The sequence below is a fragment of the Sphingomonas sp. genome (assembly GCF_019635515.1).
Classification (GTDB): Bacteria; Pseudomonadota; Alphaproteobacteria; order Sphingomonadales; family Sphingomonadaceae; genus Sphingomonas.
Map to the genome: position 1 here is coordinate 902,494 of NZ_JAHBZI010000002.1, position 21,878 is coordinate 924,371.

Consider the following 21,878-nt stretch of genomic DNA (forward strand, 5'->3'; position numbering starts at 1 on the left):
TAGCATGGTACGGAGTCAAGCGCGTGACGGGGCTGACGATCGGAAAGCTGGCGGAAGCGGGCGGGGTGGGGGTCGAGACGATCCGCTACTATCAGCGTCGCGGCCTGCTCGATGAACCCGAACGCTTCGGCGCCATTCGCCGCTATGGCGATCCGGAGCTGCGGCGGCTGCGCTTCATCCGCTCGGCACAGGCGGCAGGCTTCACGCTCGAGCAGATCGGCGAGCTGCTCGCGCTCGATGCCACCGACGACCGCACCCGCGCGCGGGAACTCGCCAGCGAACGCATCGCCGCGCTCGACGCCAGGATCGCCGAACTCGATGCCGCACGAAACGCGCTGCGCAAGCTCGCGCACGAATGCGGCAAGGGCGAGCAGGGACCATGTCCGATCTTGACGGCGTTCGAGGGGCGTTGACGGTGCGGGGGCTGTTCGCCGCCGCGGTGCTGCAGGCGGCGCTCCCCGTGGTTGGCGTCGGAGATGGAGCCGCGATGAGGCGCCCCCGTCACCGCTTCAGGAACGCGCTCAACTTGCCGCGAAGCTCGGTCGCCTGCCCGGTCAGATTGGCGTTCATTGTCAGCAGATCGCGAAGCTGATCGACATGCGCCGTGAACTCCGGTCGCAGCTTGCCCGCTTCGTACATCTTCGCCGGATCGGGGCCGAGCGCGGCGATCATGCGGGTGCGATAGGCCGCTTCCTCGCGATCCTGTCGCATTCCCTCATGCGCAAAGGCGATCGTCACGCCGATGACGATGACGATGACGATGAACTCGAAGAGGAATTTGCCGATCAGCGCGCGATGGCGATCGATCCGGTTCTTGAGCCTATAGCCATCCCGCTCCCCCTGATTGCCGCCTCAGCTGTGCAGGAAATGCATCACGTCGCCGTCATGGACGACATAGGCCTTGCCTTCGGCGCGCAGCTTGCCGCCTTCGCGCGCCTTCGATTCCCCGCCCAGCGCGACATAATCGTCATAGGCGATCGTCTCGGCGCGGATAAAGCCCTTCTCGAAATCGGTGTGGATCACGCCCGCGGCCTCGGGGGCGGCGGCGCCCTGATGCACCGTCCAGGCGCGCGCTTCCTTGGGGCCGACGGTGAAGAAGGTCAGCAGGTGGAGCAGCTTGTATCCGGCGCGGATCACGCGGGCGAGACCGGTTTCCTCCAGCCCCAGCTCGGCGAGGAAATCGCCGCGCTCCTCGGCGGGCATCGTCGCGATCTCGGCCTCGATCGCCGCCGAGACGACCACCGCCTCGGCACCCTCGGCCCTGGCCTTGGCGAAGACCTTTTCCGATAGCGCGTTGCCGTTCGCGGCGTCCTCCTCGTTGACGTTGCAGACGTACAGGACGGGCTTGCTGGTCAGCAGCTGCGCCTGGGCGAAGATCCGCGCCTCGTCGGCGTCCTTGGGCTCGGTCAGCCGCGCCGGCTTGCCGTCGCGCAGCAGCTCGAGTGCCTGACCCAGCACGCTCGCCGCCGCCTTGGCTTCCTTGTCGCCCTGTGCCGCCTTCTTCTGGGCGGCCGGCACGCGCTTCTCCAGCGATTCCAGATCGGCGAGCATCAGTTCGGTCTCGACGGTTTCGGCATCGGCGATCGGATCGACCTTGTTGTCGACATGCTGGATGTCGTCATTCTCGAAACAGCGCAGGACATGGACGATGGCGTCGACCTCGCGGATATTGCCGAGGAACTGGTTGCCCAGGCCTTCGCCCTTGCTGGCGCCGCGCACCAGTCCGGCGATATCGACGAAGCCGAGCTGCGTCTCGATGATCTTCTGCGAGCCGGCGATCTCGGCCAATTTGTTCAGCCGCGGATCGGGCACCGCGACGTTCCCCACATTCGGCTCGATCGTGCAGAAGGGATAGTTCGCCGCCTGCGCCGCCGCCGTCTCGGTCAGCGCGTTGAAGAGCGTCGATTTGCCGACGTTGGGCAGACCAACGATGCCGCAGCGGAAACCCATGAGAATAGCCTGTCGATAGAGTGAAAACCGGGAAGCGGGCGCGATAGAGGCTTCGCGTCGGCTTTTCCAGCACGTTGGTCGCACGCTGGTCCCGGATCGCTTGACGCACCCCCATTCATCTGGGGTACAGGGATCCCAAGCCCTTAGGGGTATTACGTACCATCGAGGAGTTGGGAATGATTCGCCGTCACATCATCATGAGCGCAGCGGCTGCCACCGTCATGCTGTCGAGCTGCAGCGGGGACAAGAGCAAGCCGTCCCCGACTCCCACCGCGACCGCCACTCCGACGCCGACGCCGACCGCATCGCCAACCTATGCGGCGCTGCCGCTGGCGGCCACCGCCGCCGCCGAGTTCACCACGATCAACGCCTCGACCAACTTCACCGGCGATCCTACTGCCGGCGCCGTCACGCTCGGCGCTTGGGGTACTGAAAGCCGCTCGGACCGCGTCCGCCTCGCGGTCAGCGGCGCGATCGCGACTGCGGGCACCAATTACGTCATTCGCGAAGCCACCGAGGAATCGCGTTTCGTCCCGGCCGATCTGACCACCACGTCGGCGGCGGGCAATCAGGAATATGTGTTCCGCACGACCAGCACCGCTACCGGCGCGCTGACGGGTAATTTCTCGCAGCTCGAATTCCTCAACAACACCATCACCGGCAGCGTCACCAGCGATACGCTGCTCGGCTCGCTGGCACGCGTCAGCTACGGCAATTGGTACCGCGCCGAGTCGGCGGTGGGCGCCAAGCGGCTTACCTACACCGTGTTCGGCTATCCGACCGCGGCCACCGACATGCCGACCACCGGCACCCAGGCCTATACGGTGGCGGTGCGCGGCCGCGTCGTGAACAATGCCGGCGGCGTCACCACGATCAACACCATCGGCGGCACCGCCACGGTCTCGGTCAATTTCTCGACCGGCCTGGTCGATATCACCTTCAATCTGACCCAGACGACCGCTGGCGGTGCGACCGCGGCCTATGCGACCTTCGCGGCGCAGGGTGCGATTCCGGCGGGCCAGAACCAGTTCACCGGCGCCTTCGCCAGTGGCGCGCCGCTGTCGGGCACGATCGCCGGCGGCTTTTTCGGCTCGCAGGGCGCCGAGATCGGTATCACCTTTGCCGGCAGTGGCACCAATGCCCGCCTTGTCGGCGAAGTGGTCGGCAAGAAGTCGTAAGCAGAAACCCCTCCCCTTCCGTTCAAGGGCGGGTTGGAAAAGGTCGGGGCGCGGCCCCGGCCTTTTCTGTATGCGGCGCATGGAAACGGTTCAGCGCGCCAGCCGCATCGCCACATCGTTCATGAAGCGCACATCGTCGCCAGCCGCGAGCCAGGGCGCTTCGGAAGCGATCGCGCCCAGCATGTCGCTTAGATCCTCGATCTCGTCCTTGGCGTAATTGCCGAGCACGTATCCGGTTACCCGGTCCCTGTGCCCCGGATGGCCGATGCCGAGGCGCACGCGGCGAAAATCCGGCCCGATATGCTTGTCGGTCGAGCGCAGGCCATTATGCCCCGCAGTGCCGCCGCCCATCTTCACCTTGACCTTGAACGGCGCGAGATCGAGCTCGTCGTGGAAGACGGTGACATCAGCGGGGGTGAGCTTGTAGAAGTCCAGCGCCGAGCGCACCGCGCGGCCGCTTTCGTTCATGAACGTGGCGGGCTTGAGCAGGATCAGCTTGTCGGAGCCGATCCGCCCCTCGCGCGTCCAGCCCTGGAACTGCTTCTTTTCGGATGTGAAGCCGTGCACCTCGGCCACGGCGTCCACCGCCATGAAGCCGACATTGTGGCGATGCATCGCATAAGTGGGGCCGGGGTTACCCAGGCCGACCCAGAGCTGCATGGCCAGCCCGCTTAGCCGCCCGTGTTCAGCGCGACGCGCATCAGCGCCTTGCACTCGCTGTCGACAAGATCCTTGCCGCCGTTGGTCAGCGCGAGGGAAAGTTCCTTGATCGCCTCGGCCTGCTTGGCCTCATAGGTCTTGCCGTCCTGGTAGCGCTCGGCCGCTACGCCGCGGAAGAACATCGAGAAACCATAAGCGATGGCGAACTTGTCGGTATCGCCGGCCTTCTTCGCGGCACCGGCTTCCGACGCTTCATATGCGTAGCAAAGCACGTCGCGGTCCGCATCTTCTGCGGCTGGAAAAGGGGGGGTGGAAGTCGCCGTCAGCAGCAAAGCCAGGATAAACATTCCACCCCTCCCGTATCGTTATTCGCCTTCGCCCGCCTCTGCGGCAGGCGTTTCGGTCTCGGCCTCGGCTTCCGCCTCGGCAGGCGCGTCGGCCGTCGCCGGCGCGTCCTCATTGTCGCCTTCGCTCGACTTGAGCGCCGACGGGGCAACGACCGTGGCGATGGTGAAGTCGCGGTCGTCGATCACCGGCTTCGCGCCCTTGGGCAGCGTCACCTGCGAGATGTGGATCGAATCGCCGACTTCGAGGCCCTTGAGCGAGATCGCGATCTCCGAGGGGATCTCGGCCGCGTCGCAGATCAGCTCCAGCTCATGGCGCACGATGTTGAGCACGCCGCCACGCTTGATGCCGGGGGCCGCTTCTTCATCGCTGAAGTGGATCGGCACGTTGACGTGCACGCTGCTGTGCTCGCCGATGCGCAGGAAATCGACATGGATCGGACGATCGCTGACGACGTCGAATGCGACGTCCTTGGGGAGCGTGCGCTCGCCGTTGATCATCACCACCGAATTAAAGAAGTGGCCGGTCATCAGCAACTTGGTCAGTTCGCGCTCGCTGACATGGATGCCAGCGGGGTCTGCCTTGTTGCCATAAATGACGGCGGGGACGCGGCCTTCACGACGCAGCGCCCGGGAGGCTCCCTTGCCAGCCCGGTCGCGCGTCTCGGCCGACAGCGTAAGCGTGTCGCTCATGTGTCGATTTCCAATGCGCTAAAGTTCATACGTTCACCGGCCAGGCCTCCAGGGATGACCCTGACGCGGAACGCGCGCCTATAAGGAAAAGGCGGATAGAGAGCAACCCTGATCCTCCCCGCGCCGGGAGGGGGACCGGCGAAGCTGGTGGAGGGGGCGTGCCGCAAGCGGCATCGCTGTTGGTTAGCCCCTCCGTCAGCCCGCGGCTGCCACCTCCCCGCGCCGGGGAGGATCAATATCGCACCCGCTCGACCTTCAGTCCGCGCTTCTCCAGCTCCGCCTGGACGTCGCCTGCGCCCGCCAGATGCCCCGCGCCCACTGCGACGAACACCGTGCCGGGCTGCGCCATCCGCCTGACGATCCAGTCGGCCCAGCGCTGGTTGCGTCTGAACAGCAACGCATCGGCGACCTCGGGCGACGACGCGACATCGTCATTGACCAAAGCCGCGAGCTTGGCGGCGTTGCCCGCGCCCCACGCCGTCACCGCCTGATCGAGCGTTTTCCCGGCATCGGGCAGCGTGCGGATCGTCTCCTCGAGCAGCGCGCGCTGCGCCGGCAGCGACAGCGCATCGAAATAGCCGAGCTGCTCGCGCGCGCTTTCGAGCCCGGCCACCGGCTTGCCGGCCTTGCGCGCCGCCGCGGTCAGCACGGCTTCGGCGCCGTCCTTGGGATCGTAGCCGAGCTTCTGGAGCGGCAGCGACGCCAGCATCGTCGCCGCCAGCCATGGCTCGCTATGGTCGAGCGCGTCAGGGGCCATGCCCAAGCCGGTCAGCGCAGCGCGCAGCTTCTCCGCCTGGGGCCCTTGCAGCGGCGGCTCGCGCGACGTTCCCAGCTCCGCCACCAGCGCCGCCATCTCGGCATCGTCGGGCAGCACCACTTCGAGCATCAGGCTGTCGCTCTTGTCGAACGCCGTCTTCACGCCATCATCGAACCAGCTGAGGCCCGGTTTCAGCATATGCACCGTGCCGAACAGATAGATGGTCGTGTCGGCGTCCTTGACCACCCACAAGGCCGGATCGGCATCGTTCGCCGCCTGCGGCGTGGGGCTCCCGCATCCGGCGAGCGCCAGCGCGGCGAGCAGGGCAATCGTCAGTCTGATATGGATGCGCATCAATGCGCAGCGATATCCCCGAAGCTGGGATGTGTCACGGCATCGCATTGCGCGACCGGCTTGGGCACGTCGCCGTTCAGGCTCGACAGCCAGCATTCGTCGAGCAGGGAGCAGTAACACGCCTCGACCTTCACGTTCCAGCGCGCCGCTTCGAGCTTGGTCCATGCCTGCCCGTCGGGGCTGGCGGCGTCGGCGGGCTTGTCCCAGCCGATGAAGGTCCGTTCCTCGCCCGCGCTGATGATGGAGCGCGCCAGCGGGCGCGACTGCGACCGGACCAGCGGCACCGATCCTCCCGCGGCCCTGACCAGCTCGAGGATATTGACGGGGGTCCGACCCTGATAATGGAGCTGGAACCATACCAGCCGCGCCGGGCCGCTGCCATTGTTGCTCAGATTGAAGCTGATCCGCGCCTTGCCGTCACCCACGGCGTTGCCGGTGCTGAACGAGAGCAGGGGCGTCGAGCTGGCCCGCACCAGCCGGGCATTTTCATGCACCAGCTGCTCCATCGTCGATCCGGTGTGAAGCGCGATCACCAGCGAGGCGATCGAGACCATCAGCACGCTGAGGGTGATGGCCGCGTCGAACCATTTGATGCCGCTGCCATGATGCGCGTGCGGCGGCTCGGGCGATTCGATCATGGCGCGCATCCTTCGCGCCGGGCCCGCTTCCGCTTCGCTGGCATCTCCCGGCATGCGCGAAAATTATCATCGGGCCGAGATGGCGGCAATCGCCGCTCGTGACATTACTGGACCCGTTCGACCCTGAGCCCGCGCTTTTCGAGCAGGTCGATCACCGATCCGGGGCCGACGAAATGCCCGGCGCCCGCCGCGAACAGGATGATGCCCGGCTTCGCCCGCAGCCGCGCGATCAGGCTGTCGACCCAGGCATTGTTGCGCTGGACGAGCAGCGGATCGGCCATCGCCGCGCCCGGATCGACGCTCTCGGGCATGATCATCAGCGGCGATCCCGGCCCGACCTGTCCCTGCGCCCAGGCATGCGCCGCGGCGTCGAGTTCGTCATGCGTGCGCAGCGGCGCGATCAGCGCGGCCTCCAGCATCATCCGCTGTGTGCTTTCCGGCACGGCGTTGATATTGGTGACCACCGCCTTGCTGTCCTCGATCGCCTGCACCGGGCGGCCCAGATTGCGGAAATGCTTCTCCAGCCAGGCATCGGCGCCTTCGCTGGGAATGTCGCCCGCCATCAGATCGCGCACCGTGCCGATGCTCATCGCCGCGATCCAGCTCGGCATCCGGTCGAGCTCGGCGACCATCTCGGCGGGCAGGAACGCCTGGATCTCGGCCAGCTTGGCGCGGCCGCGGTGTGACACCCGGTCGATCAGCGGCGGCAGCGTCTCGTCCTTGGGCAGCCCTTCGAGGAAGGTGACGCTCGCATCGTCGGCGTCGGTCGATTCGAGCAGCAGCGTGTCCGCCCGCACGATCACCGCCTCCAGCGCCGGATTGCGCCAGCGAAAGCCGGGCGGCAGGCTGTGCACCGTCCCGAAGATGTAGATCGAGGTGTCGGCGTCGGAGATTTTCCAGATCGCCGGCGTCGGCTGATAGGGCTGGGCGAGCGCGACCCGCGCCATCTCCTTCCTGAGCGCGGCATCGTAGCGCGCATCGATCTCGGTGCGCACCGGCTTGCCGGCCAGCGCCAGCCGCTCGTCGGGCGAATAGGTCGAATAGGGCAGGGCCGCCACCAGCCCCGGCACATTCTGCGCGACCGCCGCCGTCGCGATCGCCAGTGCGGTCGCCGCAAGCCCCCAGGCGATTCTTCCCATGCCGGGAGGTTGCGAGGGCCGCTTGCCGCTGTCAACGCACATTGACCCTCTGGGAAGGCTGCGCCAAAGCGCACTCGATGTCTCAGCCTCTCAGCTTCCAGCGCATGATCCTGAAGCTCCACGACTACTGGAGCGAACGCGGCTGCGTGATCCTCCAGCCTTATGACATGCGGATGGGCGCGGGCACCTTCCATCCGGCGACGACGCTGCGGGCCCTCGGCCCCGAGCCGTGGAACGCCGCCTTCGTCCAGCCCTGCCGCCGCCCGACCGACGGCCGCTATGGCGAGAACCCCAACCGGCTCCAGCATTATTACCAGTATCAGGTGATCCTCAAGCCGAGTCCGCCCGATCTGCAGGAGATGTATCTCGGCTCGCTCGCGGCGATCGGCATCGATTTCACCCGCCACGATATCCGCTTCGTCGAGGATGATTGGGAAAGCCCGACGCTCGGCGCCTGGGGCCTCGGCTGGGAAGTGTGGTGCGACGGTATGGAAGTCACCCAGTTCACCTATTTCCAGCAGATGGGCGGTTTCGATTGCAAGCCTGTCGCGGGCGAGCTGACCTATGGGCTGGAGCGCCTGGCGATGTACATCCAGAATGTCGACAGCGTCTACGATCTCGCCTTCAACGACAGCGGGGTTACCTATGGCGACGTGTTTCTCGAAAACGAGAAGCAGATGTCGAAGTATAATTTCGAAGTCGCCGATACCGAGACCTTGTTCGAGGGCTTCCGCAAGGCGGTGGCTGAGTGCGAGAATTGCCTGGGGGCCGGCGTCCCCATCGCCGCCTATGAGCAGGCGATCGAGGCCAGCCATTTGTTCAACCTGCTGCAAGCCCGCGGCGTCATCTCGGTCGCCGAGCGCCAGGCCTATATCGGCCGCGTCCGCGATCTCGCGAAGGGCAGCTGCGAGGCCTGGATCGCGCACATGACCCCCGAATGGCAGGCCAAATACCCGGAGTGGTCGCTGTGACCCTCAATCCTCCCCGGAACGGGGAGGGGGACCGCGCAAAGCGCGGTGGAGGGGGCGTGCCGCAAGCGAAGCGGCCCGAGGTTTCGACCGCGCGAAAGCTCCGCCGTGGGATGAGCTTGCCCGAGGTTTTGCTGTGGCAGCGCCTGCGTGGCGCGCAAACCGGATTGAAGTTTCGGCGTCAGCATCCGGTCGGGCCTTATGTTGCGGACTTCTACTGTGTGTCGGCCCGATTGGTAGTTGAAGTCGATGGCGAGGTGCATGCCGGTCGAACGGAAAAGGACAGGGAACGTGATCGGTTCCTGCAAGAGAATGGATACGAGGTTTTGCGCGTGAACGCGGCAGATGTGCTGAAGAATGTCGATGCTGCGGCCGAAGCGATCGCTTCGCTCGCGGCACGCCCCCTCCACCACCGGCCTGCGGCCGGCGGTCCCCCTCCCCGTGCCGGGGAGGATCTGTGATGACCGAAGACTTCCTCCTCGAATTGCGCTGCGAGGAAATCCCCGCGCGGATGCAGGAAAAGGCGCGTACCGATCTCGCCCAGCTGTTCGGCGAGCGGCTCAAGGCGCTCAACCTCCCCTTCGAAAGCATCGAGAGCTACGCCACCCCGCGCCGCCTCGCCCTGATCGTCCGCGGTGTCGCCGCGCAGACCGCGGCGGTAAGCGAGGAGCGCAAAGGTCCTCGCGCCGATGCCCCCGCCCAGGCCATCGAAGGCTTTCTCCGCTCGACCGGCCTGACCCGCGAGCAGCTCGTCGCGCGCGACGACGGCAAGGGCAATCAGGTGCTGTTCGCGGTGATCGACCGCCCGGGCGTGGTCGCCGGCTCGGTGCTCGCCAGCGCGGTCGGCCATGTCGTCCACAATTTCCCCTGGCCCAAATCGATGCGCTGGGGCGACGCCTCGCTCTCCACCGAGAGCTTGCGCTGGGTCCGGCCCCTACAGGGCATCATCGCCCTGCTCGGCGACAAGCTGGTGCCGGTCGAGACCGCCGGGCTCAAGAGCGGCGCCCAGACCGTCGGCCACCGCTTCCATCACCCCGGAACCATCACCATCGGCAGCGCCGCCGACTATATCGAGAAGCTGCGCGCCTGCCACGTCATCGTCGATGGCGCCGAGCGCCGCGGCATCATCGCGGTCGGCGCCAAGATGGTCGCGCAGATGGCGGGGCTCACCCTCGTCGAGGATGACGGGCTGCTCTACGAGAATGCCGGGCTCACCGAATGGCCGGTGCCGATGCTCGGCCGCTTCGACGAGGAGTTCCTCTCGGTTCCGCCCGAGGTGATCCAGCTCACCGCCCGCGTGAACCAGAAATATTTCGTTTGCCGCGATGCCGATGGCGCGCTCGCCAACGCGTTCGTCTGCACGGCCAATATCGATGCCAGCGACGGCGGCTGGAAGATCATCGAAGGCAATCAGAAGGTGCTCGCGGCGCGCCTGAGCGATGCGCGCTTCTTCTACGAGACCGATCTCAAGACCCGGCTCGAAGACTTGCAGCCCAAGCTCGAGAAGATCGTCTTCCACGAGAAACTGGGCACCGTCGCCGACAAGGTCGATCGCGTCGCCAAGCTGGCGCGGTGGCTGGTGGAAGAGGGTATCGTTCGCGGTGCTCCTGCGAAAGCAGGAGCCCAGGATAGCCCATCCCCTGACGGCTTTGGGCTCCCGCTTTCGCAGGAGCACTTGGCCGACATGGCCGAACGCGCCGCGCGTCTCGCCAAGGCCGATCTCGTCACCGGCATGGTCGGCGAGTTCCCCGAGCTACAGGGCCTGATGGGCGGCTATTACGCCGCCGCGCAGGGCGAAGACCCGCAGGTCGCCGAAGCGGTGCGCGACCATTACAAGCCGGTAGGGCAGGGCGACGACGTACCGACCGCGCCGGTGACGGTGGCGGTGTCGCTTGCGGACAAGCTCGACAGCTTGGGTCGCTTCTTCGCTATCGAAGAGACGCCTACAGGTTCGAAGGATCCTTTTGCACTCCGTCGAGCGGCTCTCGCAGTCCTCCGTATCATTCGGGTGGCGGGCTTGGACTTCAACATTTTTGAAGCAATCAAAGCTGCACTCTATCTCGGTTCTCACGAAATCGATGACAATGATGCATCCTCGAGAACTTGGCGTCCGATTTATACGCTGAATGGCTTCTTTCTCGACCGCTTACGGCAGATGTTACGCGACGAGGGCAAGCGCTTCGATCTAGTGAACGCTGTGGTCGAGGAAGGTGATATCGGCTTTGATGTGAGAAGGTCGATTGCAGCGTGCTATGCACTTCAATCCTTCCTTGAGACCGACGACGGCAAGAACCTCCTCGCCGGCTACAAGCGTGCAGCCAACATCCTCAAGAAAGAGGATTGGTCGGACGCGGAGCAGAAAACGCTGTCCTACACGCCCGAAAAGGAAGAAGCTGCCCTGATCCAGGCGCTCGACTCGGCTGCTCCGCAAGCGGATGCGGCGATCGGGCGCGAGGACTTCGAAGGCGCGATGGCGGCCCTGGCCGGTCTCCGTGCGCCGATCGATGCGTTCTTTGAAAAGGTAATGGTCAATGAACCGGGCAAGCGTGAGCACCGCCTTGCCCTGCTCGCCCGCATGCGCGATGCGGTCCATAAAGTAGCGGACTTCTCGAAGATTGAAGGTTGAATCCCGCGAATGTTGAGTGCCTCGAAAACACTAAACTTCCTCAACATTCGCGCCCCGGCTTGCCACGCGCCAACCAAAACTTGTCGCTGACAACGCAGGTCAGCCCTTTCGCTCTCTTCGCACCTGCGGTAAGCGCGCTGCAGCGCGAAAAGGGGCTCGAATGACGCAATATGTGTACCGCTTCGGCGGCGGGGTTTCGGACGGCGGCAAGGGCGACAAGAACCTGCTCGGCGGCAAGGGTGCCAATCTCGACGGCATGGCGGCGATCGGCTTGCCCGTGCCGCCCGGCTTCACGATCAGCACCCCGGTCTGCGCGCTTTATTACGACAATGGCGAGACTTTCCCGGACAGCCTCAAGGCCGAAGTTGCCACCGGCGTCGCCCATATCGAGGCGGTGACCGGCAAGAAGTTCGGCGACGCCGCCGATCCGCTGCTGGTCTCGGTCCGCTCCGGCGCCCGCGTGTCGATGCCGGGGATGATGGACACCGTCCTCAATCTCGGTCTCAACGACGAAACCGTGATCGGTCTGTGCGAAGCCAGCGGCGATCCCCGCTTCGCCTGGGACAGCTATCGCCGCTTCATCCAGATGTATTCGGACGTGGTGCTCGAGCTCGATCATGGCCGCTTCGAGGAAGCGCTGGAGATCGCCAAGGAAGACCGCGGCTACAACCTCGATACCGATCTGACCGCCGACGACTGGAAGGCGCTGGTCGCCGAGTACAAGCAGATCGTCGAGGAGCTGTGGGGCAAGCCCTTCCCGCAGGATGTCCATGACCAGTTGTGGGGGGCGATCGGCGCGGTGTTCGGCTCATGGCAGTCCGAGCGCGCCAAGGTCTATCGCCGCCTCAACGACATCCCCGGCGACTGGGGCACCGCGGTCAATGTCCAGGCGATGGTCTTCGGTAATATGGGCGACACCTCGGCTACCGGCGTCGCCTTCACCCGCGATCCCGCCAAGGGCGACAATGCCTATTATGGCGAGTTCCTGATCAACGCCCAGGGCGAGGACGTGGTCGCGGGCATCCGTACCCCGCAGTACCTCACCAGGGCCGCGCGCGAGGCTGCGGGCGCCAAGCCGCTGTCGATGGAAGAAGCGATGCCGGAGGCTTATGCCGAGCTGGCGGCGGTGTTCGACCAGCTCGAGCGCCACTATCGCGACATGCAGGACATCGAGTTCACGGTCGAGCGCGGCAAGCTCTGGATGCTCCAGACCCGCAGCGGCAAGCGCACCGCCAAGGCTGCGCTCAAGATCGCGGTCGACATGGCCAGCGAGGGCCTGATCACCCAGGAGGAGGCGATCCTCCGCGTCGATCCCCAGGCGCTGGACCAGTTGCTCCACCCGACGCTCGATCCCCAGGCGCCGCGCGACGTGCTGACCAAGGGCCTGCCCGCCAGCCCCGGCGCCGCCTCGGGCGTCGCCGTGTTCGACAGCGATACCGCCGAGAAGCGGGCGGGAGCCGGCGACAGTGTCATCCTGATCCGCGTCGAGACCAGCCCCGAGGATATCCACGGCATGCACGCCGCTAGGGGCATCCTCACCGCGCGCGGCGGCATGACCAGCCACGCGGCCGTGGTGGCGCGCGGCATGGGCCGCCCCTGTGTCTCCGGCGCCGGCTCGCTGTCGATCAGCGCCCGCGACAAGGTGATGCGCGTGGGGCAACGCGAGGTTCGCGAGGGCGACACCGTCACCATCGACGGCACCACCGGCGAAGTGATGCTCGGCGAAGTCCCGACCGTCCAGCCCGAGCTGTCCGGCGATTTCGGCACGCTGATGGAATGGGCCGACGCCAGGCGCCGCCTCAAGGTCCGCACCAATGCCGAGACGCCGCTCGACTGCCGCACCGCCCGCGAGTTCGGCGCCGAAGGTATCGGGCTTTGCCGTACCGAGCATATGTTCTTCGATTCGGCGCGGATCACCGCGGTCCGCCAGATGATCCTGGCGGAAGACGAAGCGGGCCGCCGCGCCGCCCTCGCCAAGCTCCTCCCCGAGCAGCGCAGCGATTTCGTCGAGATCTTCGAAGTGATGGTCGGCCTGCCCTGCACGATCCGTCTGCTCGATCCGCCGCTGCATGAATTCCTGCCGCACGAGGAAAGCGAGTTCGCCGAAGTCGCCGCCGCCGCCGGCCTCGATGTCGAGACCTTGAAGCGCCGCGCCGCCGAGCTCCACGAGTTCAACCCGATGCTCGGCCATCGCGGCTGCCGCTTGGGCGTGACCTATCCCGAGATTTATGAGATGCAGGCCCGCGCGATCTTCGAAGCGGCCTGCGAAGTCGCCGAAAAGTCCGGCGCCGCTCCGATCCCCGAAGTGATGATTCCGCTGGTCGCCACCGCCAAGGAACTCCAGCTGATGAAAACGGTGGTCGACAAGGCCGCCAGGGCGGTGTTCGCCGAAAAGGGCCGCGAGATCGAGTATCTGGTCGGCACGATGATCGAACTGCCCCGCGCCGCGCTGCGGGCAGGCGAGATCGCCGAAGTCGGCGCGTTCTTCTCGTTCGGCACCAACGATCTGACGCAAACCACGCTGGGCGTGAGCCGTGACGATGCCGCACGCTTCCTCACTACCTATGTCGAAAAGGGCATCTACGCCCGTGATCCGTTCGTCTCGATCGATGTCGAAGGCGTCGGCGAGCTGATCAGCCTCGCTGCTGAACGCGGTCGCGCGACACGCCCCGATATCAAGCTCGGCATCTGCGGCGAGCATGGCGGCGATCCCGCCTCGATCCAGTTCTGCGAGCAGACTGGGTTGGACTACGTCTCGGCTTCGCCCTATCGCGTCCCCATCGCGCGGCTGGCGGCTGCGCAGGCCGCGCTGCGGCGCGGATGAAGGGCGTTTGGATGACGAGTGTTGCCGCGCTGGGGGCCGGTTCGGCCTTCGCGCAGACCAGCGATGTGGCGGCGCTCGACGCGGCTTTGTTCGCCAATCCCAGCGCGACGGCGGTGCTGCAGGCCTGGTGCGACCGCCACCGCCCGGGCCAGACGGTCCGCGCGGTGGTCGCGCGACGCGAGACGATACCGGCGGGCAGTCATGCGGCGGTGCTCGGCGTCGGTGAGGGCGAGCCGATCGCCTATCGCCGCGTTCAGCTTAGCTGTGGCGACGAAGTTCTGTCCGAGGCCGATAACTGGTATGTGCCCGCGCGGCTGACTGCGGAGATGAACGCGGCGCTGACCGGCGAGACGCCGTTCGGGGTGGCGGTGCGCCCGCTTGCGCCGAGCCGCCGCAACCTCTCGTCCGAGCGAAGCTGGACCGGGCAGGGCGCCAACGAAATCCTTCGGCATCACGCAGTGCTCACCGCTGCCGGTGCGCCGATCGCCGAAGTGATCGAGACCTATCAGCGGAGCATGCTGGTCGAGGGATGACAGAGGGGATGATTATGCGGATGCGGTTGATGATTGCGGCGCTGGCGATGGCCGCCGCGGCACCGGCGATGGCGCAGACTTCCGACTGGCGCACTGTCAACACGTTCGGCTCCGGAACCAGCGCGTCGCTGATGATGGTCGATGCCGCTTCGCTGAAGATCGCGGGCGGCATGCGCGAGATCACGATCACCAGCTATTTCGCTGCCGCCAAGACGCTGACCGAGGGACAGCTTTTCGATGCGGTCCGTATCAGCTACCGCTTCGATTGCGCGGCGGCGACCTACCAGACCTTCAAGTCGGTGGCGTATGAAGGCGAGAAGCCGATCCTGACTTCGGACACGCTCCGGGCGATGGCGCCCTATGGACCGGGAACGGTGATTGCCGCGATCGCGCCATCGGTGTGCGGCGGCGACTTTTCAAAATTCGCCAAGATTGCCGCAGCCACGCCCAATCTTGAGGGCAAGCAGAAATATGGCCGCTAGTTTGACGGGCGGCGGCGCCTAGCTGAACCGCCTCGAATGCTCGTCCTCGTTGCCGGCGCCGAGCAGCGCGGCTTGTTCGCGCCAGCCTTCGCTGCCGATCGTGCCATGCGGCAGGTGTAGCCGCTGTTCGAGCGCCGATTCGTCCTCGGCGGTCATCTTCTCGATCTCGCGATAGGTCTTGATGCCCAGCTCGTTGAGGCGCTTCTCGCGCGCTTCGTCGATGCCGCGGATACGCGCGAGATTGTCGCGGCCCCAACCGAACCAGCCACGCCAGCTCGCGCCAGGCACCGCCGCCGCTCCTGCGATCGCCGGAGCCTTGGCCAAGGCTTCCAGCTCGCGGATCCGTTTGTTCTTGACGCGGATTTGCTCATTGGCCTCGTCACGGTAGCGGGCGTGCTCGGCTTCCTCCTCGTGGTAGCGGTCACGCCATTTGCCGCCGCCGGGCGCGGTCGCCAGCCCGAGAAACCAGCCGCCGAGCAGGGTAAGCCCCAGCCCGGCGAACTGGGTCAGCGTCTCATAAGGCAATTCCACGCGGCCTGGCCTTAGTGGTGATGCGCATCCGCCGGGGCGTGATGATCCCCGTGCGAAGCGTGCGCGGCGTGTGCGTCATGGCCATGATCGTCGTGTGCGGGCGCCGCGTGGCCGTGATCGTCATGCGCCGCGGGTGCCGGTTCCGCATGGGCGGGCTCGGCATGCGCCGGCGCGGCATGGCCATGGTCGTCATGATGATCGTGCGTGGCATGTGCGGCTACGGCACCCGCCGCCGCACCGGCAACGGCCGCGCCGGCGAGCGCCGCTGTCGAATGGCCATGATCGTGATGGTCGTCATGCGCGGGCGCGGCCGGTGCCGCGGCGCGGAGCTTGGCGTTCTCGGCTTCGAGGTCGCGGATGCGGCGGGCATTCTCGCGCAGGTCCGAAGACGCCTGGTCGCGATAGCCGACATTGGCGAGCTCTTCCTCGTAATAGCGCTCGCGCCATTTGCGTCCGCCGGACGCGCTGGCGAGCCCCAGGAACCAGCCTCCGATCAGCGTAAGACCCAACGCCGCAAATTGCGTCAGCGTCTCGAACGGCAAACCTTGCATTTGTCGACCTCCCCTTTTGTGCGCGGGAAGGTACAGCGCACAGCGCCGCGATGCTACCGTAATGATTAACGCCGGATTTAGTGCATCAGCGCGTCGTTGATCGAGCAGGCCGCGGGCCCGAGGATGACGATGAACAGCACCGGCAGGATGAACAGGATCAGCGGCACGGTCATGATCGCGGGCAGGCGCGCGGCCTTTTCCTCGGCGCGCATCATGCGCTCGTTGCGGAATTCCCCCGATAGCACGCGCAACGCCGATGCCAGCGGCGTGCCGTATTTTTCGGTCTGGATCATGGTGGTTACGACGCCGCGGATCGCGTCGAGATCGATGCGGTTGGCGAGGTTCTCGAAGGCCTGGCGGCGATCGGTGAGGAAGCCCAATTCGATCGCGGTCAGCTGGAATTCCTCGCCGAGTTCGGGATAGGCCTTGCCCAGTTCCTTCGACACGCGGGCGAAGGCGGCATCGACGGTGAGTCCCGCTTCGGCACAGATCACGAGCAGATCAAGCGCATCGGGCAAGCCCTTGCGGATCGCGTGGCTGCGCTTGGTGATCTTGTTCTTGAGATAGATGTCGGGCGCTTTGTAGCTCAGGATGAAGGTCATCGCGACGAGGCCATACGCCTTGAGCGGGCTCCATTCGGCGACCATGTCGGTGCCGTAAACGGCATAGAGCATCGGCCCGCCGATCACGATCGGCAGCACCAGCCGGCCGAAGATCACGCCGACAGCCCATTCCTTGCGGCGGATGCCGGCCTGGGCCAGCTTCTGCTGGGCGATTTTGACCTGGCTCTCCTGCAGCACCTTCATGCTGGAAAGAAGGGCGCGAATGCGGTCGGTCGCTTCGGTCTTCTGGACCAGCTTGGCGCGGCGCTTGGAGGTCGAGGCGGTGATGCCCGCTTTCAATTGCTCGCGGCGCTCCTGCAGCGCCTTGACGCGCTTGGTCATCGGATCGCGCACCGTGGTCGCGGTGTAGATCGCGAAGAACACCGCGCCCGCGGCAAGCGCGGACAACAGGGTCGCGACCCACATCACGTCGACGCCGAGAAGGGTGGGACCGGTTGCCATCGTCAGATCTCGAAATTGACCATCTTGGCCATGATCCAGGCGCCGATCGCCATCCAGATCAGGCCGCCTCCGCCAGCGACCATCAGGCGCTCGTCGCGGAAGAAGTTGAGCATGTAGTTATTGTTGATGAACCAGACGAGGCCGAAGACGATGAACGGCAGCGCGCCGACGATCAGCGCCGACGCCTTGGATTCCGACGACATCGCCTTGATCTTGAGCTTCATCTGGCTGCGCTTGCGCAGCACATCGGCCAGGTTCGCCAGCGTCTCGGCGAGGTTGCCGCCGGTCTCGCGCTGGATGGCGATGGTGATGGTGAAAAACTGGAACTCTGGGGTGCCGAGGCGGTCGGCGGTTTCCTGAAGCGCGGCATCGAGGGTGCGGCCGATCTTCATCTTGTCGGCGATCGCGCGGAATTCCTCGCCGACCGGGCCATCGACCTCGGCGCCGACGACGCCCATCGTCTCGGTGATCGGCAGCCCCGAGCGCAGACCGCGCACGAGCAGCTCGATCGCGTCCGGGAATTTGGCGGTGAACTTGTTGATCCGGCGCTTGATGAAGAAGCCGACGACCTTGTGCGGCAGGCCCATGCCGACGAACAGCCCGAGCGCCAGCGACAGCCAGATCGGCGCGCCCTGTAGCGTCAACAGGCCGCCGACGAATATGAAGAGGCCGCCCGATGCCATCATGTACTGGCTGAGCGTCCAGGGCTTGCCGGTCATGTTCAGCCGCTTCTGCAGCTGTGCCGGATTGGGCAGGAAGCGCGCGGCGTTGATATCGGCCTTGCTGGCGCCGCGGCTGACGCGCCGCAGCTGGGTTTCCATCGCGTTGGCGCCGGTGGCACTGACGACGTTGCGGTCCTTGATGCCGGACAGGCGGCGTGAGCCGGCGCGCTCCGCCGACGGGCCGGAGAAGGCAAGCGCCATCATCACGAGCACCAGCATGGCGCCGCCACCGACCATCAAGACGGGCATCAATTCCATGCCGCGGACCTTACAAGCGCAATGGTTACTTCTTTGCCTTCGAGCCGAGCTTGAGCTTGAACTTGCTCATCAGCGACTCGCCCTTGCTCTTCGCGGCCGGCTTGTCGTCGCGCTCGCCCGAATCGGTGATCGTGGTGATGCGGTCGGCGAGATCGGTCAGCGGCGTGAAGTTCTTGTTGCCCTTGGCGACCTCGGCGAGCGGCTTGCCGAGCTTGGCGGCCTGCGCGGCGAGCTTCTGTTCGAACGGGATCAGGATATCGATCTTGCGCTCGATCGAGCCTTCGAAATCCTTGCGGCTGATCTCGAGCATCGCCTGCGGCGGAACGCGGTTGGCGACGATGATCACCTGCGTCTGCGGCGCGTTCGACTTGAACCAGCTGAGGACGCGAATCGCATCGCGCGCCGAAGCCAGCGTCAGCTCGGTGACAAGCACCGCGACCTGAACGTCGGTGATCAGATGCGGATGGTTGACCAGCATGCCGCGCGGCAGATCGATCACGGTCGATTCGAACGCACCGCGGATTTCCTCCTGCAGCTGATAGAATGCCGCGCCGTCTGTCATCACCGGCGAATGGATCGGCGCTTCGGCGGAGAGCACCGAGAGGCGGTCGGACGCCTTGACCATCGCACGCTCGATGAAGAGGCCGTCGATACGGCTCGGATTCTCGATGGCGTCGGTCAGGCCGCGGCCCGGCTCGAGATCGAGCGCCAGCGCGCCGGTGCCGAAATGCACGTCGAGGTCGAGCAGCGCGGTCGAACGGCCATGCTTTTCGCTGAGCAGCCAGGCGAGCGAGGTCGCCAGCGTCGAAGCGCCGCAACCGCCGCGCGTGCCGATTACCGCCACCGCGCAATGCGGACGGTCGCTCGCGGCTTCGGCGAGCTTGGGTGCGTTCAGCGCCGCCTGCGCCTGCGCGAAGGTGTCGCGCAATGCGTCGGGATTGAGCGGCTTGAGCAGGTAATCATGGATGCCGCTGGCCACCAGGTCGCGGTACAGGCGCACATCATTGACCTGGCCCGATGCGATCACGACCGTGCCGGGCTCGCAGACTTCGGCTAGCGCGTTGATGTCGTTGAGCGGATCGCCCGATTCGCTGAGATCGACGAACAGGATCTGCGGGCTCGCCGATACCGAAAGGGTCTGGACCGCGTTGCGTAGCCCGCCCTTGTTGACCTTCTCCGGAGACCAGCCGAGCTCGACCGCGATCGGGCGCAGCGTTTCCGCCGTCGCCTCGTCGCAGACGAACGCCGTGAACGGTTCGCGATGGGCGGTGCGGGCGGGATTAAAAGGAGCGTTCACTTGCCGCCACCCTTCGTGCTTTCGGCCTTGAGGATCGTGCCGCCGCCACCCGAAGGGGCGGCTTCGCGGAGCGCCTTGACGGCACGCGTGCCGGTCGCGGTGTCGCTGGTCGGCGCGCCGGGGGCGCCACGGACGAGATCACCGGGGTTGGCCACCATCACCGCGAGATTGGAATTGGTCGCGCAGCCATAGTTGGAGCTGGTGCTCTGCGAGAAATCGGGCGTGTATTCCCGCGAATGATCGGGGCAGCCGGGAACGCTGGCGGTCATGCGAGTGACGACCACGCGCACCGTGCCGGGCGCGATCTGGCCGACCGTCACCGGAGCGCGGGCATCGAGCAACAGGCCGTAGCGGCTGGCCTGCGCGGCGATCTCGTCGCGCGCGGTCGAGCCATCGGCGCCATCGTCGATCGAAACATGGTCGCCATAGCCGAGCCGCATCGACTGCATCCAGCCGGCGAGGCGCTGGCTTTCGCCCGGCGCCAGACCGTAGCCCGAAGTCTGCAGATCGAAGACATAGTCGTTGCGCTGAACGACCGGCTGATTGGCCGATTCGACCCCGCCATTATAGGTCCCGCAGGCGCTGAGCATCAGCGCGGGCGCCAGAAGCAGGGAAGTGAAGCGCGCGGACATTGCTGGTCTCCTGACGGACATTCTTAGAAACCGAAGCCGGGGGCGGCGGCCGCACCGGGCTTCTTGGACTTGGCTTGCCTGGGCGGCTGCGCCTTGACGGGTCGATCCTGTTGCCGCGATGCCGGAGCCATCGGCGCCGGGCTCAGCGGTGCGGGCGACATCGCGCCGACCGAGGGCTCACCGCTCGGGTTGGCCATGCTGGGCTTGGGCCGCTCCCTGTCGGTGCTGCCGCTCAGCTGGCCGCCGAGGACGCGCTGGAAGTCGTCTGGTGCCTTATAGCCATCGGTCGGCAAGGCGATCTGGTTGGCGTTGACCGGCTTCACCAGATACGGGGTGATGACGATGACGAGCTCGGTCTCGTTGCGCTGGAAGCTGTTCGAGCGGAACAGCGCGCCGAGCACGGGCACGTCGCCGAGGCCGGGCGCCTTGTCGATCGAGTTGTTGTGGTTGTTCTGCATCAGCCCGGCGATGACGATGCTCTCGCCCGAGCCGAGCTCGACGGTGGTCTCCGCACGACGCGTGGTCAGCGCGGGGATGACGTTGCCGCCCATGTTGACCGCACCGGCCGACGACAGCGACGACACTTCAGGCTTGACGCGCAGCGAGATGCGGCCGTCCGACAGGACGGTCGGCGTGTAGGCGAGGCTGACGCCATATTGCTTATATTCGACCGAGACCGCGCCGAGACCCTGGCTGACCAGGATCGGAATCTCGCCGCCGGCGAGGAAGGTGCTGGTCTCGCCCGAAAGCGCGGTGAGGTTCGGATTGGTGAGCGTGGTCACCTGACCGATCCGTTCGCCGAGATCGAGCGAGCCGAGGATGTCGAGGCCGAGCAGCTTGCCGGCGAGCCCCAGCGCGGTGTTCGCGGTGCCCTTGTTGAAGGCGTAGGTCGAGCCCGTGCCCGGATAGACGAAGTCGCCGCGCTGCGGGTCGAAGGGCAGGCTGATCGTGCCGGCGGGGAAGCCGAACTTCGAAGAGGCATCGAGTACCGGGAAGTTCGCCGTGCTCGGCGTGCCGATCGTGCCGGCGACACGGCTGCCCGACGAAACGCCGAACTGCATGCCGCTGGTCTGGTCGCGCGACACCATGTTGACGCCGATATCCTTGACGAAGCTGCGGCTCACTTCGGCGAAGCGAACCTGCAAATTCACCTGCAGCGGCGTTGCCGTCCTCAGGCGGCTGATGATCTGGGTGTCCTTGCCGACAAAGGCCTGGACGAGGCGCTCAGCCTCGGCGGCGTCGGCGGGGGTGGCGATCGTGCCGGTGAGCAGGATTAGGCCGTTCATCGGCGTCGCGACGATCTGGGCCTCGGGCATCGCCAAATGCAGCATCGCATCGATCGAATCGATATTGTTGCCGACGCGGATCGTCGCCGCATAGATGACCTTGCCGGTCTTGGTCGTGGCGTGGACGCTGGTTTCGCCCGAATTCTTGGCGAAGATATAGATCTGGGTCGGTGAACGGACCTGCACGTCGGCGATATTCTCGTTCGCGACGAACACATTGGTGATCGGCGCGTCGAGCGTCACCAGCCGGCCACGGCCGGTGTTCAGCTGGAGCAGGCTGAGGCCCGCGCCCGCCGGCATGGTCTGCGCGGCGGCGGGAAGCGCCGCGAACCCGCCGGCGGCGGCGAGGATCGCAAGCGGCAGCCCGATCGGCTTTGCCAGGATACGCATC

General features: G+C 65.9%; 23 protein-coding genes. 8 read left to right on the forward strand and 15 right to left on the reverse strand.

Translation table 11 applies throughout. The annotated features are described in order from the left end of the window. The first annotated feature begins 23 nt into the window (after window positions 1-23). Entirely contained in the window at window positions 24-413 is a 390-nt protein-coding gene (locus KF730_RS16785; protein ID WP_294099447.1) for a MerR family DNA-binding protein, read from the forward strand. 88 nt (window positions 414-501) lie between these two features. Here the strand turns inward: KF730_RS16785 and KF730_RS16790 are convergent, their stop codons facing one another. Further along, the gene (locus tag KF730_RS16790) at window positions 502-738 is read right to left on the reverse strand and encodes a hypothetical protein (RefSeq protein WP_294099450.1); all 237 of its coding nucleotides are present in this window, start codon (window positions 736-738) and stop codon (window positions 502-504) included. A gap of 114 nt (window positions 739-852) precedes the next feature. After that, window positions 853-1,950 carry a redox-regulated ATPase YchF gene (gene ychF / locus KF730_RS16795; protein WP_294099454.1) on the reverse strand — a complete coding sequence of 366 codons (1,098 nt, stop codon included), beginning with the start codon at window positions 1,948-1,950 and terminating at the stop codon, window positions 853-855. Between the two features lie 176 nt (window positions 1,951-2,126). Here ychF and KF730_RS16800 point away from each other — a divergent pair, with 176 nt between their 5' ends. After that, window positions 2,127-3,128, forward strand: a complete 1,002-nt coding sequence (locus KF730_RS16800) for a hypothetical protein (protein ID WP_294099457.1) — start codon at window positions 2,127-2,129, stop codon at window positions 3,126-3,128. 90 nt (window positions 3,129-3,218) lie between these two features. Here the strand turns inward: KF730_RS16800 and pth are convergent, their stop codons facing one another. The 6 genes from pth to KF730_RS16830 all read right to left on the reverse strand — a co-directional run bounded on the left by pth (window position 3,219) and on the right by KF730_RS16830 (window position 7,713). After that, window positions 3,219-3,788, reverse strand: coding sequence for an aminoacyl-tRNA hydrolase (gene pth, locus KF730_RS16805; RefSeq protein WP_294099460.1), 570 nt, complete (start codon window positions 3,786-3,788; stop codon window positions 3,219-3,221). An 11-nt stretch (window positions 3,789-3,799) separates the two neighbouring features. Beyond that, entirely contained in the window at window positions 3,800-4,135 is a 336-nt protein-coding gene (locus tag KF730_RS16810; RefSeq protein WP_294099462.1) for a hypothetical protein, read from the reverse strand. Window positions 4,136-4,153: 18 nt separating this feature from the next. Next, complete coding sequence (locus KF730_RS16815; RefSeq protein WP_294099465.1) at window positions 4,154-4,825, reverse strand: 50S ribosomal protein L25/general stress protein Ctc; 672 nt, start codon at window positions 4,823-4,825, stop codon at window positions 4,154-4,156. 232 nt (window positions 4,826-5,057) lie between these two features. After that, window positions 5,058-5,936 (reverse strand): TraB/GumN family protein, encoded by an 879-nt coding sequence (locus tag KF730_RS16820; protein ID WP_294099467.1) that lies wholly within the window; start codon window positions 5,934-5,936, stop codon window positions 5,058-5,060. Next, on the reverse strand, window positions 5,936-6,574 hold the full coding sequence (locus tag KF730_RS16825; protein ID WP_294099469.1) for a hypothetical protein: 639 nt from the start codon (window positions 6,572-6,574) through the stop codon (window positions 5,936-5,938). The genes KF730_RS16820 and KF730_RS16825 overlap by 1 nt, the downstream gene beginning before the upstream one ends. A gap of 104 nt (window positions 6,575-6,678) precedes the next feature. Next, window positions 6,679-7,713, reverse strand: a complete 1,035-nt coding sequence (locus KF730_RS16830; RefSeq protein ID WP_294099471.1) for a TraB/GumN family protein — start codon at window positions 7,711-7,713, stop codon at window positions 6,679-6,681. Window positions 7,714-7,790: 77 nt separating this feature from the next. Between KF730_RS16830 and KF730_RS16835 the strand changes: the two genes are divergently transcribed. The 6 genes from KF730_RS16835 (at window position 7,791) to KF730_RS16860 (ending at window position 15,146) form a co-directional block, all read left to right on the forward strand. Beyond that, the gene (locus KF730_RS16835) at window positions 7,791-8,684 is read left to right on the forward strand and encodes a glycine--tRNA ligase subunit alpha (protein WP_294099473.1); all 894 of its coding nucleotides are present in this window, start codon (window positions 7,791-7,793) and stop codon (window positions 8,682-8,684) included. Between the two features lie 56 nt (window positions 8,685-8,740). Then, window positions 8,741-9,142 carry a DUF559 domain-containing protein gene (locus tag KF730_RS16840; protein WP_294099475.1) on the forward strand — a complete coding sequence of 134 codons (402 nt, stop codon included), beginning with the start codon at window positions 8,741-8,743 and terminating at the stop codon, window positions 9,140-9,142. Continuing rightward, a complete protein-coding gene (gene glyS / locus KF730_RS16845; protein ID WP_294099478.1) occupies window positions 9,142-11,307 on the forward strand; it encodes a glycine--tRNA ligase subunit beta in 2,166 nt (721 codons plus the stop codon). Before KF730_RS16840 ends, glyS begins: the two co-directional genes overlap by 1 nt. Window positions 11,308-11,467: 160 nt before the next feature. After that, window positions 11,468-14,131 carry a pyruvate, phosphate dikinase gene (ppdK, locus tag KF730_RS16850; RefSeq protein ID WP_294099480.1) on the forward strand — a complete coding sequence of 888 codons (2,664 nt, stop codon included), beginning with the start codon at window positions 11,468-11,470 and terminating at the stop codon, window positions 14,129-14,131. 11 nt (window positions 14,132-14,142) lie between these two features. Continuing rightward, complete coding sequence (locus KF730_RS16855) at window positions 14,143-14,664, forward strand: hypothetical protein (RefSeq protein ID WP_294099482.1); 522 nt, start codon at window positions 14,143-14,145, stop codon at window positions 14,662-14,664. 20 nt (window positions 14,665-14,684) lie between these two features. After that, window positions 14,685-15,146 carry a surface-adhesin E family protein gene (locus KF730_RS16860; protein ID WP_294099484.1) on the forward strand — a complete coding sequence of 154 codons (462 nt, stop codon included), beginning with the start codon at window positions 14,685-14,687 and terminating at the stop codon, window positions 15,144-15,146. An 18-nt stretch (window positions 15,147-15,164) separates the two neighbouring features. Here KF730_RS16860 and KF730_RS16865 read toward each other — a convergent pair whose 3' ends face one another. The 7 genes from KF730_RS16865 to KF730_RS16895 all read right to left on the reverse strand — a co-directional run bounded on the left by KF730_RS16865 (window position 15,165) and on the right by KF730_RS16895 (window position 21,877). Next, on the reverse strand, window positions 15,165-15,677 hold the full coding sequence (locus KF730_RS16865) for a hypothetical protein (protein ID WP_294099486.1): 513 nt from the start codon (window positions 15,675-15,677) through the stop codon (window positions 15,165-15,167). Between the two features lie 11 nt (window positions 15,678-15,688). After that, entirely contained in the window at window positions 15,689-16,228 is a 540-nt protein-coding gene (locus KF730_RS16870; RefSeq protein ID WP_294099487.1) for a hypothetical protein, read from the reverse strand. A gap of 77 nt (window positions 16,229-16,305) precedes the next feature. After that, window positions 16,306-17,292, reverse strand: coding sequence for a type II secretion system F family protein (locus KF730_RS16875; protein ID WP_294099489.1), 987 nt, complete (start codon window positions 17,290-17,292; stop codon window positions 16,306-16,308). 2 nt (window positions 17,293-17,294) lie between these two features. Continuing rightward, a complete protein-coding gene (locus KF730_RS16880) occupies window positions 17,295-18,272 on the reverse strand; it encodes a type II secretion system F family protein (protein ID WP_294099492.1) in 978 nt (325 codons plus the stop codon). Window positions 18,273-18,297: 25 nt separating this feature from the next. Further along, complete coding sequence (locus KF730_RS16885) at window positions 18,298-19,569, reverse strand: pilus assembly protein CpaE (RefSeq protein ID WP_294099500.1); 1,272 nt, start codon at window positions 19,567-19,569, stop codon at window positions 18,298-18,300. Then, a complete protein-coding gene (locus KF730_RS16890; protein ID WP_294099503.1) occupies window positions 19,566-20,201 on the reverse strand; it encodes a CpaD family pilus assembly protein in 636 nt (211 codons plus the stop codon). The genes KF730_RS16885 and KF730_RS16890 overlap by 4 nt, the downstream gene beginning before the upstream one ends. A 23-nt stretch (window positions 20,202-20,224) precedes the next feature. Next, the gene (locus KF730_RS16895; protein WP_294099506.1) at window positions 20,225-21,877 is read right to left on the reverse strand and encodes a type II and III secretion system protein family protein; all 1,653 of its coding nucleotides are present in this window, start codon (window positions 21,875-21,877) and stop codon (window positions 20,225-20,227) included. Window position 21,878 lies beyond the last annotated feature (1 nt).